The sequence below is a fragment of the Methylophaga sp. SB9B genome (genome assembly GCF_004832235.1).
Lineage (GTDB): Bacteria > Pseudomonadota > Gammaproteobacteria > Nitrosococcales > Methylophagaceae > Methylophaga > Methylophaga muralis.
Genome location: NZ_SSXS01000016.1, coordinates 44,813 through 57,660, shown reverse-complemented (window position 1 = coordinate 57,660; position 12,848 = coordinate 44,813). Strand labels below are relative to the sequence as shown.

At 46.3% G+C, this 12,848-nt stretch carries 13 protein-coding genes and 2 pseudogenes; 13 read left to right on the top strand and 2 right to left on the bottom strand.

What is annotated here, in order from left to right:
• The first annotated feature begins 1 nt into the window (after position 1).
• The 4 genes from E8Q33_RS14535 (at position 2) to E8Q33_RS14520 (ending at position 2,968) form a co-directional block, all read left to right on the top strand.
• Positions 2-1,006, top strand: coding sequence for a copper resistance protein B (locus tag E8Q33_RS14535; RefSeq protein ID WP_305792045.1), 1,005 nt, complete (start codon positions 2-4; stop codon positions 1,004-1,006).
• Positions 1,007-1,023: 17 nt separating this feature from the next.
• On the top strand, positions 1,024-1,434 hold the full coding sequence (locus E8Q33_RS14530; protein ID WP_247870132.1) for a copper resistance CopC family protein: 411 nt from the start codon (positions 1,024-1,026) through the stop codon (positions 1,432-1,434).
• Positions 1,435-1,514: 80 nt separating this feature from the next.
• Positions 1,515-2,393 carry a copper resistance D family protein gene (locus tag E8Q33_RS14525; protein ID WP_168800226.1) on the top strand — a complete coding sequence of 293 codons (879 nt, stop codon included), beginning with the start codon at positions 1,515-1,517 and terminating at the stop codon, positions 2,391-2,393.
• Positions 2,394-2,440: 47 nt separating this feature from the next.
• Positions 2,441-2,968, top strand: a complete 528-nt coding sequence (locus E8Q33_RS14520; RefSeq protein WP_247870131.1) for a DUF411 domain-containing protein — start codon at positions 2,441-2,443, stop codon at positions 2,966-2,968.
• A 93-nt stretch (positions 2,969-3,061) separates the two neighbouring features.
• Here E8Q33_RS14520 and E8Q33_RS14515 read toward each other — a convergent pair whose 3' ends face one another.
• Entirely contained in the window at positions 3,062-3,271 is a 210-nt protein-coding gene (locus E8Q33_RS14515; RefSeq protein ID WP_136555637.1) for a hypothetical protein, read from the bottom strand.
• Positions 3,267-3,482, bottom strand: a pseudogene (locus tag E8Q33_RS14510) (hypothetical protein); the annotation flags it as partial. The gene E8Q33_RS14515 and the pseudogene E8Q33_RS14510, both read right to left, overlap by 5 nt.
• A gap of 392 nt (positions 3,483-3,874) precedes the next feature.
• On the opposite strand from E8Q33_RS14510, the gene E8Q33_RS14505 reads away from it, so the two are divergent.
• From E8Q33_RS14505 to E8Q33_RS14465, 9 genes and pseudogenes are all read left to right on the top strand, one after another.
• Positions 3,875-4,111 carry a hypothetical protein gene (locus tag E8Q33_RS14505; RefSeq protein ID WP_247870130.1) on the top strand — a complete coding sequence of 79 codons (237 nt, stop codon included), beginning with the start codon at positions 3,875-3,877 and terminating at the stop codon, positions 4,109-4,111.
• 100 nt (positions 4,112-4,211) lie between these two features.
• Positions 4,212-5,564, top strand: a complete 1,353-nt coding sequence (locus tag E8Q33_RS14500; protein ID WP_136555633.1) for a TolC family protein — start codon at positions 4,212-4,214, stop codon at positions 5,562-5,564.
• The gene (locus tag E8Q33_RS14495) at positions 5,564-7,459 is read left to right on the top strand and encodes an efflux RND transporter periplasmic adaptor subunit (RefSeq protein ID WP_136555631.1); all 1,896 of its coding nucleotides are present in this window, start codon (positions 5,564-5,566) and stop codon (positions 7,457-7,459) included. The genes E8Q33_RS14500 and E8Q33_RS14495 overlap by 1 nt, the downstream gene beginning before the upstream one ends.
• Positions 7,456-10,625, top strand: a pseudogene (locus tag E8Q33_RS14490) (efflux RND transporter permease subunit). The gene E8Q33_RS14495 and the pseudogene E8Q33_RS14490 overlap by 4 nt, the downstream one beginning before the upstream one ends.
• Before the next feature lie 67 nt (positions 10,626-10,692).
• Positions 10,693-11,043: a copper-binding protein gene (locus E8Q33_RS14485; RefSeq protein ID WP_136555629.1), complete on the top strand. Its 351-nt coding sequence runs from the start codon at positions 10,693-10,695 to the stop codon at positions 11,041-11,043.
• 96 nt (positions 11,044-11,139) lie between these two features.
• Positions 11,140-11,439, top strand: coding sequence for a hypothetical protein (locus tag E8Q33_RS14480; RefSeq protein ID WP_136555626.1), 300 nt, complete (start codon positions 11,140-11,142; stop codon positions 11,437-11,439).
• 147 nt (positions 11,440-11,586) lie between these two features.
• Positions 11,587-11,820, top strand: coding sequence for a hypothetical protein (locus E8Q33_RS14475; protein WP_136555624.1), 234 nt, complete (start codon positions 11,587-11,589; stop codon positions 11,818-11,820).
• The gene (locus E8Q33_RS14470) at positions 11,817-12,284 is read left to right on the top strand and encodes a DUF411 domain-containing protein (RefSeq protein WP_211116192.1); all 468 of its coding nucleotides are present in this window, start codon (positions 11,817-11,819) and stop codon (positions 12,282-12,284) included. Before E8Q33_RS14475 ends, E8Q33_RS14470 begins: the two co-directional genes overlap by 4 nt.
• Before the next feature lie 23 nt (positions 12,285-12,307).
• Positions 12,308-12,848 (top strand): peroxiredoxin (locus E8Q33_RS14465; RefSeq protein ID WP_136555642.1); only part of this gene is annotated, 541 nt, incomplete at its 3' end.

Sequence of the window (12,848 nt, the reverse complement as noted above, 5' to 3'; positions counted from 1 at the left end):
GATGAGCCACAGCGAAATGGATCATAGCAAGATGAACCATGACGATAAGGCGATGGACCACAGCCAGATGGACCATAGCAAGATGAACCATGGCGATAAAGCGATGAGCCACAGCGAAATGGACCATAGCAAGATGAACCATGGCGATAAGGCGATGGACCACAGCCAAATGAACCATGGCGATATGGCAATGGACCACAGTCAAATGGACCATGGCGATATGGCAATGGATCATAGCCAAATGGATCATGGCGATATGAAAATGCAGGGCGGAAAAGCGCCTGCAGATGCCCGAGATCCTCATGCTTATTCTGGCGGTTTTACCTTAGCCGACGGGCCTTATGCTATAGGCGGCGGTCGCCAGTTAAAACTGGCAGATGAACACCGTTTTTACGCAATTAAAGCAGATAAGTTGGAGCACCAGTTTGCTACGGATAGCTTAGCATTTGACTTACAAGGCTGGTATGGCACTACTTTTAATCGACTAGCAATAAAGCTGGAAGGTGAGGTAAGCGATGGTAAGTTAGAGGAAAGCCAAACCGATTTGCTATGGAGCCGTGCGGTTTATACGTTTTGGGATGCCCAGCTCGGAGCCCGGGTTGATACCTACACGGAAGGGGAGAGTCGGCAGTGGTTGGCATTGGGTGTCCAAGGCTTAGCGCCGTATTGGTTTGAGGTCGATGTAACTGCCTATTTAGGCAACTCTGGGCGGACAGCCATAGCAGCAGAAGCTGAATATGAATTGCTATTCACGCAACGTTTAATCTTACAAAGCACAGTGGGATTAACTGCTTATGGTAAAGACGATGCCATTAATGGTATCGGAAAAGGCTTAGCGTCTTTAAATGCTGGAATGCGTTTACGTTATGAGTTCTCACGCCAGTTTGCGCCTTATATCGGTGTTGAGTGGATGGCTAAGTATGGCAATAGCGCTGACTTTGCCCGAGCGAATAATGAAGCGACTAATACTACGAGTGCGGTCGCGGGTGTGCAGTTCTGGTTTTAATAATTAAGGTGATAAAAATGAAAATATTAAAAACATTAAAAATAGTGAGTGCTATAGCTGTTTTATTAATGGCGACTACGGTGTCTGCACATGTTGATTTAACTGAGACAGTACCAGCAGATGAGGCGATGTTAATGCAAAGCCCTGCAACGTTAAAGCTGACATTCAGTGCCCCAGTACGGATGATGAAATTAAGCTTAATTGATGCAGAGAAAAAAGCGGTTAAATTTGGTTTTGCGGCTTCAGCTACAGCCGCCTCAGAATTTGAGTGGCCACTGCCAACCCTTAAAGAGGGCGAGTATCAGGTGAGTTGGATTGTTATGGGCCAAGATGGCCATAAAATGACCGGTGATTATAGTTTTATGCTCCATGGCGATATGAAGATGGAAGCAAAACAGCCATCTAGTCACAACTCACATTCTCATTAGCATTAGCATTAGCATTAGCATTAGCATTAGCATTAGCATTAGTAGAAGGTAACTTAGAGATGGTTGGCAATTGGGAGTTAATGCTATTACTAACAAAGTTTGCCACTTATGCTGCAGTCAGCAGTTGTGTCGGCAGCATATTAATGCAAACTTTACGATCAAAGCAATTAAGGACTACTGATACTAAGCTGGAGGCTTTTGATGTTTGGCTTAGCCGTTGGTTTTTAAAATGGGCGGGCTTAGGCCTAGTAATATCACTGTTACAATTGCCAATTCAAGCCGGTGCTATGGCTGAAAATGGCTTAGCAGGCATGTTTGACCCCTTAATGCTTAGTATCATGTGGCAATCAGCAGTGGGTAGCCAAGTCAGTTTCATTGTTGTCGGTTTTACGCTGTTGTTACTTAGTGAGTGGGGGATAAACAAGCTGGCAAGGTTTAAAACCATACTAAGAATAGTCACAGTGACTGGGTTTATTCTGCTAGCAATTAGCTTTACTTTTACGGGCCATACGGTAGAGCTCAATACGGTGTTTAAAGGCTTGTTAATGTTGCATATACTTGCCATGGCAGCTTGGGCTGGTTCTTTGTGGCCCTTACATCAAAGTTGTAAAGCGTTGCCAGCTGATAGTTTAGTGACATTAATGGAAAACTTTGGCAAGGTAGCGGTGTTTTTTGTATCCATATTAATCGCTTGTGGTGTGCTATTACTACTGCAGCTTGTAGAGCCTATTGGCAATTTATTCACTACCAATTATGGTCAGTTATTGATGTTAAAGCTGATATTTGTCAGTGGTATGTTGCTGTTAGCAGCTTGGCATAAACTTAAACTTGTTGCTGAGTTGGCGCAGCATAAAAATGCCCAACCGCTGCGGCTGTCAATTTTAATTGAAACGCTATTGGTGGTCTCAGTATTAGTGACGACTAGCGTGTTTACGACACTTGTTGGGCCACAAAGTTAATCTTAGCTTTATTTGTTATTAAGACTTATTTTTTTTATGAGAACCCTGTGCCAAAAATTACAACTTTAACTGCCTTATTTGCAGCAGTATTTTTGCTAACAGCATGCTCTGAACCCGCTGTAACTAATAATGATCCGAAAGTTACGGCAGAGCCTGTGGTGAGCCAACAACAGAGCGAGCCTTTATTAACTGTTTATAAAACAAGTAGCTGTGGCTGTTGTAAAAAATGGATATCGCATATAGAGCAAAATGGCATAACAGCTATCGCAAAAGACTATGATGATTTAAGCTTTATTAAAAATCGTTATGGCATTCAGCCCAATCATATCTCATGCCATACTGCAGTATCTGAGAATGGCTATGTATTTGAGGGCCATATTCCAGCAAAATATATCCTTATGTTTTTAGCCGAACCAGTGGCCAATGCTATTGGCCTTACGGTACCAGCCATGCCATTAGGTTCACCAGGTATGGAAGTGGGCGACCGTTTTATGCCGTATGAGATATTGGTATTCCTTAAAGATGGTACTAGCAAGGTTTACGCTAAAGTAGATGGTTATGATATGCAGTTTTAACAGCAACTAGTAACAAGAACTGACTTACCCGCGCTGGTAAGTCAGTTCTTCTGTAATTGACTAAACTAGCAATATTTTACATGTTCTTAATGTCTAGAACCTCGCCGACAAAAAAGGTGCGGTTCGGCTGGTTGTAGATTTTGCGACTTCTGCTGGTACGCCCTGAGCGACAATCAATCCGCCTTCATCGCCTGCACCAGGGCCTATATCAATAACCCAATCGCTATTGCTCGCGACCTGCATATCATGTTCAACCATAATAACAGTATTGCCTGCGTCAACCAGCCTATTTAATTGCAGCATCAACATCTGGCTCGTCTACTTGGTCGATTAATCTACGCGCATAAGGCGACACTGAATCTAAGTAGCGACGTTGTGATTCTGCAAACAAAGTACCAAAGGCAAGAGAAGACTTTCCAGAGCCAGAGATACCAGTAAAAACCACCAGTGCGTTGCGAGGTAAGTCGACATCGATGTTTTTTAAATTGTGAACTCGCGCACCGCGCACTTGAATACAGTTTTCTGGATCACTATCAACTTTTTTAGCTTTGTTTCCAGTGCTTGTGAAGTCTTTTCTCGTTATGGCCATAAACTGTTTATCCTGTTGTATTGCGCTGCGTCCTTTTACAACGGGTTGGTCAAGATTACAAAATCGTAATCATAAATTTCATAAAGTTGTGTATGATTGGATTTATGGATGATCTGTTTAGAAAGCTTTGATGCCATGTGGCGCTTGAAACTTGGATTATGGTGTGCAGGTCATTTTGTTATTAATTTAGACAATAAAGTATTATTGAAAAAATGCGCATAGTAAGTCTATTACTGCTTTGTTTTTCGTTGGCTTTCGCCAATGTTAGTTATGCGCAGAACCATGAAAAAAATTGCCCTATGGAGCAAGACGGCAGCATGAGTAATATGGATCATGCCAATATGCCAGACTGCTGTAATGATGCCGAGACTGCCGCTAAAACAGGTAAATCCTGTAAAGCAGATCAAGATTGCAGCATCTCTAATGTGGTTAACCTTTTTTCTGTTCCATCATGGAACTTCGTTTTCACTGATAGGCGTTTGGCACGAGCGGGTATACCGTTTGTGCCTACCTTGGCGCCTACTGACCTTTGGCGTCCGCCAACCTTAAGCTGATCCCATTTTTCCGTAGCGTTTCAAGCTGCGACTTATCTCCATGCTTGAAACATTTGCGTTGCATTTGCTGCAACGCCTCTGAACTCATCGGATCCAGCTTATGTCAAACTTATTTACCAGAGCCGTTGTGCTCAAAAGTTATTCGCCACCAATCTGGCGAATTCACTGGCTAAGCTTTATTGCATTATTGACTGCCAGTTTTGCAACTGCCGTCATGGCGCAACCACAAGTTTCATCTGAGCCACTAAGCCTTGAGAATGCATTGCAACTTGCTGAGCATCGCTCTCAGGCCTTGTTAGCGCAAGATGCTGCAGCGCAAGCCTCCCAAGAGCTGGCCATTGAAGCCGGTCAACTTCCCGATCCCATGCTGGAGTTATCTGTAAATAACCTGCCAGTCAATGGTCCCATGGCTTATAGCCTTACGGAAGATTTTATGACCTCTCGCAATATTGGCATTTCTCAGACATATACCCGTGAAGCCAAGCGCCATGCCCGTGCCAACGTGTTTGAACGTAAAGCAGATAAGGCGCAGATAACTAAAAAACTGACACTTACTGAAATTCGCCAAAACACTGCATTGGCCTGGTTTGATGTTTATTACCAGCAGCAAATGTTGGAACTATTAACACGCCAGCAGCAAGAGGCAAGCTTACAAGTTCAGGCTGCTGAAGCTGCCTATCGTGGTAGCACCGGTCCACAATCCGATATTTTTCTAGCCAGATCGACTGTCGCAGAAATCCAGGATCGTATTTATCAAGCTCAAGCGCGCCTTGATAATGCCAAAACAACGCTATCGCGTTGGGTCGGGGATATTAACAATATCTCTTTACACGCTGCGCCTGACATTACTCAGTCTTCGCTCGACACACAGCATTTATATCATCAGGTAACTGAACATCCAGATATTGCTGTAATGAGGGCTGAGGAGGCGGTTGCAATGGCTGAAGCTAAGGCCGCACGTCAAGAGAAGCAAGCTGATTGGACTTGGTCAGTAATGTATGGCGAACGAAGTTCAGGTTTTTCGGACATGATTTCGATTGGTGTCAGCGTGCCGCTGCAATGGAATCAGGAGAACCGCCAGGATCGGGTGGTAGCCGCCAAATTGGCCCAAGCGGACCAGGTGCGAGCTGAACGTGAGGAAATGACCCGGGAACATATCGCTGAGACAGCGCGCTGGCTTGATACCTGGAAAAGTAATTTAGTCCGGCTCAGTGACTATGAAGCCGCTTTGATTCCCCTTGCCAGCCAGCGCACTAATGCGGCACTCGCCGAATATCGTGGCGGGAAAGGCAAGTTAGTGGCAGTGCTTGATGCCCGAAAAATGGAAATTGCTACGCGTATAGAAAAACTGCGGATCGAAATGGAAACCGCAGCGCTTTGGGCCACATTGGAATATCTGATATTGCCCGATAGTGCCGTCATTCCTTCATCCCGCACCATGGAGTTCAACTAATGAATCGCAAATACATTTTTTTATTTTTAGTCATGGCTCTGATGACGCTTATTGCTGGTTATGCTGCTTATCAATGGGGAATGCAGCAAGGGATGGACATGTCTTCATCGAGTTCAGAGAGCATGGCGGGTAATGCCAAGACCACTGAAGATCCTTCAAGTTGGGGGATTGCCGAAGGCGAAAAAGCGACCCGCCGTCATATCGACGCTGGAATTAAAGCCGGTGATATTGATCCGGTCACGGGTCAAAAGATTCTTTTTTACCAAGATCCGATGGTCCCCGGCAATAAATTCGAGACGCCCGGTAAATCACCTTATATGGATATGATGCTGGTGCCAGTTTATAAGGGTAGCGCTGGTGGTGAGAGTGCAACCGATGAGCCCGGCGTTAGCATTAACTCCCGCCTACAACAAAATATTGGCATACGGACGGCTTTGGTAACCAAACAGGACATAGCGACACAGGTGACGGCGGTAGGTGCTATTGCATGGAACGAGCGCGAGGAAGTGAATGTTCAAGCCCGTGCGCTGGGTTATGTGGAAAAGCTTTACGTAAAGGCCACCCTGGAGCAGGTCAATAAAGACCAGCCGCTTTTGGCTATCTACGTACCTGACTGGGTGGCCGTACAAGAAGAATTTCTGGCTCTTAACAATATGCAAGGTGAAGGATTAGATGAACTGATAGCAGCCTCAATTGCCCGCATGCGCCAAGTGGGGATGAGCGAAGCACAAATCCGTCAGGTAAAAAGCACCGGCAGACTTCAAACGCAGCTGATTATTACCGCCCCCATTGATGGCGTCATCACAGAATTAGTTGCCCGCGAAGGCATGACCATATCAACCGGTTCCACATTGATGCGTATTAATGGATTAGACCCCGTCTGGGCGAATGCTGAGGTACCGGAGAGTCAGATTGCATTACTCAATCCTGGTGATCCCATCACCGCCAGCAGCCCGGCTTTTCCCGGCAAACAATTTAAAGGTCAAATACAAAGATTATTACCGGAAGTGAACCCTATAACACGCACCCTTAAAGCGCGTGTGGTGTTGGACAATCCACAGGGTGAATTGGCGCCGGGTATGTTCGTCAATATGCAGTTGGCAGGCAAACAAATTAACGATGCGCTGATGGTGCCAACCGAAGCGCTTATCCGAACGGGCAAACGCACCTTAATCATGCTGGCACTCGATAACGGCAGTTTTCGCCCGGTTGAAGTCATAACCGGACGCGTAACTGATGATAAAACCCAAATCCAGCAAGGACTGCAGGAAGGTGAACGGGTTGTGGTATCAGGTCAGTTTTTGGTGGATTCAGAAGCCAGCCTGAGAGGTGTTGAAGCCCGACTAAGTGACGATAACACGTCGAAAGCCGATGACCATTCAATGTCTGAGATGACAATGGAGACTCATCAGACCGAGGCACAAATCGAAGCCATAAACGGGCAGATATTGACTTTGACCCATCCAGATATTCCCACCCTGGAGTGGCCGGGTATGACCATGGACTTTGAACTTTCGTCATCACTCAATCCAGATGAACTGACAGTGGGTGAGCAAATTGAAATTGCCTTTCGTTTAGAAAAAGGCGCGGCGCCATTGATTGTTGAGTTTCAACCGCTCTCAAAAGCTCCTGAAATGGCAATGGAGAGTCATGAGACGCAGGCTAAAATCGAAGCTATAGACAGGCAGATTTTGACGCTGACCCATCCAGATATTCCCAGCTTAAATTGGCCGGGCATGACCATGGACTTTGAACTGTCATCCTCGCTGGATCCTGATGGGCTAACAGTGGGCGAGCAAATAGCAATTGAGTTTCGCTTAGAAAAAGGCTCGGCACCTAAAATTATCGACCTGCAGCCTTTGTCAGCCGAGACTGAAATGGAAGGTGCAAAATGATTGCTAGACTCATACGTTGGTCGATCGACAACCGTTTTCTGGTGTTATTGGCGACGCTGATGATGCTTGCCTGGAGCTTGGTATCTTTATCACGCACGCCGCTGGATGCGCTGCCTGATCTCTCGGATGTTCAGGTGATAATTAAAACGAGCTGGCCGGGACAAGCACCACAATTGGTCGAGGATCAGGTGACTTATCCATTAACCACGACCATGTTATCGGTGCCCGGTGCCAAAGTGGTTCGTGGTTTATCATTCTTCGGCGATAGCTATGTCTATGTCTTGTTCGAAGAGGGTACCGATCTGTATTGGGCCGCAGTCGGGTGCTGGAATACCTTAATCAGGCGCAGTCAAGGCTGCCGGATACGGCAAGTTCCTCAATCGGTCCGGATGCCACCGGTGTGGGTTGGATCTATCAGTATGCTTTGGTAGATAAATCCGGTACTCAGGATATTTCGCAGCTGCGCGCTTTGCAGGATTGGTTTCTTAAATTCGAACTGAAAACCGTCGCCAATGTAGCAGAGGTCGCAACTGTCGGCGGCATGGTCAAGCAATACCAGGTGGTTGTCGATCCCGACAAATTAGCCACTTATCGCATACCGCTTTCCCGTGTTATTGAGGCTATAAATAATGGTAATCAAGAGTCCGGCGGTGCGGTGCTGGAAATGGGTGAAGCGGAATATATGGTTCGCGCCTCGGGCTACTTGCAAAGCTTGGAAGATTTTCAATCCATTCCCTTACTAACCACTGATGCTGGTATATCAGTGACATTGGGCGATGTCGCGCATATTCAAATCGGCCCTGAAATTAGGCGGGCTATCAGCGAGCTAAACGGAGTCGGTGAAGCTGTGGGGGGCATCATCGTGATGCGTTCTGGCAAAAACGCCCTGACCACCATTGCTGCTGTGAAAGACAAATTGAAAACGCTGCAAAAGAGTTTGCCCGAGGGTGTTGAGATTGTGACGGTTTATGATCGCTCTGGGCTAATAGAACGCGCTGTCGATAATCTCACTGAAAAGCTTATTGAAGAATTTATTGTTGTGGCATTAGTGTGCCTTATTTTCCTGTTCCATCTTCGTTCAGCCTTGGTGGCTATTGTTTCACTGCCGCTGGGGATCTTGATGGCTTTTATTGTGATGCACTGGCAGGGGATCAACGCTAATATCATGTCGCTGGGCGGTATTGCCATCGCTGTCGGTGCCATGGTCGATGCAGCGGTGGTGATGGTTGAAAATGCTCATAAACATTTAGAACGCTGGTATGAAAAACATCCCGGATCAAAGCTTGAGGGCGACAGCCGCTGGAAGGTGATAGGTGATTCTGCCGTCGAGGTGGGCCCCGCGCTGTTTTTCTCGTTGTTGATTATTACGCTGTCTTTTATCCCAATTTTCACCTTGGAAGCTCAGGAAGGCCGACTATTCTCTCCATTAGCATTTACCAAGACTTATGCGATGGCCGCAGCAGCAGGCCTTGCTGTAACGCTTATTCCGGTACTCATGGGCTACCTTATTCGGGGCAAAATTCCAGCAGAAAACGCTAATCCGTTGAACCGGGTTTTAATTGCTTTGTATCGACCAATATTGGCAGGCGTACTGAAGTTTCCAAAGATGACCTTAGTGGTCGCTAGCGTATTATTACTGACAAGTTTATGGCCTTTACAACATATCGGCAGTGAGTTTATGCCACCGTTGGATGAAGGGGATCTGCTTTACATGCCCAGTGCTTTACCCAGTCTTTCGGCCGGTAAAGTAGCCGAATTGTTACAGCAGACTAATCGAATGATCAAAAGCGTGCCGGAGGTAAAAACCGTCTATGGCAAAGCCGGACGTGCGGATACGGCAACTGATCCTGCGCCACTGGTTATGTTTGAAACTACCATTCAGTTCAAACCCCGTGAAGAGTGGCGGCCGGGTATGACCAAAGAAAAATTGATCGCCGAATTAGATCGGACAGTGAAGGTGCCTGGCCTGACCAATATCTGGGTACCACCGATTCGTAACAGACTTGATATGCTGGCTACCGGTATCAAGAGTCCTGTGGGCGTAAAAGTTTTGGGGGAAGACTTAAACGTTATTGATGGCATTGCTGGCGACATTGAAAAAGTCCTCAAAGATGTACCTGGGGTCACCAGTGTTTTTGCTGAGCGCCTCACCGGTGGTCGTTACGTCGATGTTGATATTAAACGTGATGCCGCGGCGCGTTATGGCCTTAATATTAATGATGTGCAGTTGATTATCAGTTCGGCTGTGGGAGGCATGAATATTGGCGAAACGGTGGAGGGATTGCAGCGCTTTCCCATTAATGTTCGCTACCCCCGGGAGATCCGGGATTCACTAGCCTCGTTACGGACCTTGCCTATCGTGACTATTAGCGGCCAGCAGTTGATACTGTCAGATGTTGCGAACATTAGCATCAGTGACGGTCCACCCATGGTGCGCAGTGAAAACTCGCGGTTAGCGGGGTTTGTGTATGTCGATATTCGGGATCGGGATTTGGGTTCGGCGGTAGCTGATATGCAACAAACCGTCGCCGAGAATGTTGATTTGCCGACCGGTTATTCAGTTACCTGGTCGGGGCAATTTGAATATCTTGAACGTGCCACTGCCAAGCTGAAACTAGTGGTGCCTTTCACTTTGCTTATCATCTTTGTTTTGTTCTACCTCACGTTTAAGAATTTCGGTGAAGCATTGCTGCTGATGGTGACCTTGCCGTTTTCTTTAGTGGGCGGCATCTGGCTGCTCTATCTGTTGGGACATAACTTATCGGTGGCAAGTGTCGTCGGCTTTATTGCGCTAGCCGGGGTGGCAGCCGAATTTGGCGTCATTATGCTGCTGTATCTTAAGCAAGCCTGGCAAAAACGGCTGGATCAACATAAAGGAACGGAAGCTGATCTGCTTGATGCCATCGGTGAAGGCGCCGTGCTCAGGGTTAGACCCAAGGCCATGACCGCGACCGTTATCCTTGCAGGCCTGCTACCCATTATGTTTGGCAGCGGCACTGGTAGTGAGGTGATGCAGCGCATTGCTGCGCCAATGGTTGGCGGCATGGTGACGGCACCGCTGCTGTCGATGCTGGTGATCCCAGTAATTTATCTAATGATTCGTAGACCGCGTGCACAGCGGCAGACGAAAAACCAACCAATTCAATCACAAGCAAATAACGAGTGATGAATCACGCCGGGTCATTTAGCGTTTCTTGATCCGGATATTTTTTAACGCAGTGGAGAAAATTAAAATGAAAAAATTATTAGTAAGTTCTTTGACGATCATTCTGTCCTTTTCGGCAACCTCGATACTAGCGGAGCAGAGAATGAATCATGACGATATGAAGAACATGGCTCCAAAAGCGGAGACATCGGATCAACAGATCACCCATTCAGCTAAAGGCACCGTCACTAAAGTCGATGCCAGCTCAAAAAAAGTAACTTTGGCTCATGAACCGGTTGAAAGCCTCAGCTGGCCTGCCATGACCATGGGATTTATGGTCCAGGATGAGCAATTACTTAATAATCTTAATGTGGGCGATACGGTTGATTTTGAGTTTATGAAAGCAGAACAAGGTTATGTCATTACTGAAGTCAAGTAACTGACAATATGCAAACAGTTTGGAATGAGCGATTAAAAATAATTGTCTAAAAATAGGAAAACTGGGTCTTGCACCCTTTACTTGAGGTAAACAACCATGAAAACACAGTTTAAATCTTGGGCTGGAATGCTCTTAGCTACTTTATTGACGACGTCTTACAGTATTGTCAATGCTGACACTCAACGCAACTCGTCGACAAATTCTGACAAAGTAATTATTCAACCTGCCGAGGCAAAACATAAGCATCCGTATGGTCCACCCGGGAAAGGTCCCCGCCGTTACATGGAACACAAAACTGAAAAGGGCCAACAATCAAAATCTGAAGCCAAAGCCAAGAGTACTCGGCGTGGCCCACCAGGAAAAACACCTTATAGAGCACGCCGAGCGGTTGAGTAAGTGCCGTAATATTACATGCGAGAGGGATGATATTTGAATCCTTTTAGTTTTTGGATCTTTATTATTTATTCCCGTTGCAGTTAAGGCATTCTCACGCGTGCCGCCAAGCAGCTCAAATACACGTTTATTTATATTTGGAGATTAATCATGAAAAAACTGGGGCTTTCTTTTTTATTGGTACTACTGACATTGTTTACAAACACTGCATTGGCGGTTGAGCAAACTTACCCCGGAATGATGGAGGAATTCGGCATGATGGACGGTGGCTTTATGCTGGTATGTATGGCATTTCTGGTGCTGCTGTTTATTGCCTTGATCCTGGCGATCCTGTCGCTAATAAAGTTCCTGTTTTTAAGCAAATCTAAAAAAAGAGATTTATGATGAGTAATCACAAATATAGCAAATGGCAATATATGCTAGTTATTGTGGGTCTGCTACTGTTGACAGTCGCTGGATTGCAATCAACGAGAGCTACAGAAGCCGTTGAAGCAACTTTGTATAAAAATCCGGGTTGCCAGTGTTGCGATGACTACGCGGCTTATCTACGCCAAAATGACTTTAATGTGACTGTTGTGGAAAGTCCTGATTTAGAGCAATTTAAGCGTGAACAGGCTATACCTCTAAATCTGCAAGGTTGTCATACCATGCTGGTCGATGGCTATGCTGTTGAAGGTCATGTGCCGGTAACCGTAATTGAGAAGCTTTTACATGAACAGCCGGAGATCCGTGGTGTATCCCTGCCGGGAATGCCGTCAGGATCACCCGGTATGACAGGGCAGAAGCAGGAACCATTTGAGATTTATACGATCATGAATGGTGAAGCATCGGTCTACGCCACTTTATAATTTAACTCAAGGAAACTAGCATCATGAACATACATCTAGGCGATATTGCCCCAGACTTTGAGGCGAATACCACAGAAGGAACGATTAACTTTCATGACTGGATTGGCGACGGATGGGCGATCCTGTTCTCTCACCCGGCCGACTTTACGCCAGTATGCACCACGGAACTAGGTGAGACCGCCAAGCTGAAGGAAGAATTCGACAAGCGGCAATGCAAAATAATCGCTATTTCGGTTGACTCGGTGAAAGAGCATAAAGCCTGGGTCAGCGATATTGAGGAGACCCAAGGACGCGCGGTCAACTTCCCGATTATTGGAGATGAAGACAAAGCAATCTCTCGGCTTTACGATATGCTGCATCCCGGGGAGGATGATAGCTCGGCAGTGCGTTCGGTATTTCTGATCGATCCGAATAAGAAGATTAGAATGACGCTGACCTATCCGAAGAGTGCGGGCCGAAACTTCAACGAAATCTTACGGGTGCTCGACTCGATCCAATTGACCGATGGCTATAAGGTTGCCACACCGGTGAACTGGCATGATGGTGACGATGTAATCATTTTAC

Coding starts and splice junctions, on each gene's coding strand:
- E8Q33_RS14530 (WP_247870132.1), top strand. CDS start 1,024: ATGAAAATATTAAAAACATTAAAAATAGTGAGTGCTATAGCTGTTTTA.
- E8Q33_RS14525 (WP_168800226.1), top strand. CDS start 1,515: ATGCTATTACTAACAAAGTTTGCCACTTATGCTGCAGTCAGCAGTTGT.
- E8Q33_RS14485 (WP_136555629.1), top strand. CDS start 10,693: ATGAAAAAATTATTAGTAAGTTCTTTGACGATCATTCTGTCCTTTTCG.
- E8Q33_RS14470 (WP_211116192.1), top strand. CDS start 11,817: ATGATGAGTAATCACAAATATAGCAAATGGCAATATATGCTAGTTATT.
- E8Q33_RS14500 (WP_136555633.1), top strand. CDS start 4,212: ATGTCAAACTTATTTACCAGAGCCGTTGTGCTCAAAAGTTATTCGCCA.
- E8Q33_RS14505 (WP_247870130.1), top strand. CDS start 3,875: ATGAGTAATATGGATCATGCCAATATGCCAGACTGCTGTAATGATGCC.
- E8Q33_RS14495 (WP_136555631.1), top strand. CDS start 5,564: ATGAATCGCAAATACATTTTTTTATTTTTAGTCATGGCTCTGATGACG.
- E8Q33_RS14535 (WP_305792045.1), top strand. CDS start 2: ATGAGCCACAGCGAAATGGATCATAGCAAGATGAACCATGACGATAAG.
- E8Q33_RS14475 (WP_136555624.1), top strand. CDS start 11,587: ATGAAAAAACTGGGGCTTTCTTTTTTATTGGTACTACTGACATTGTTT.
- E8Q33_RS14480 (WP_136555626.1), top strand. CDS start 11,140: ATGAAAACACAGTTTAAATCTTGGGCTGGAATGCTCTTAGCTACTTTA.
- E8Q33_RS14515 (WP_136555637.1), bottom strand. CDS start 3,271: ATGCTGCAATTAAATAGGCTGGTTGACGCAGGCAATACTGTTATTATG.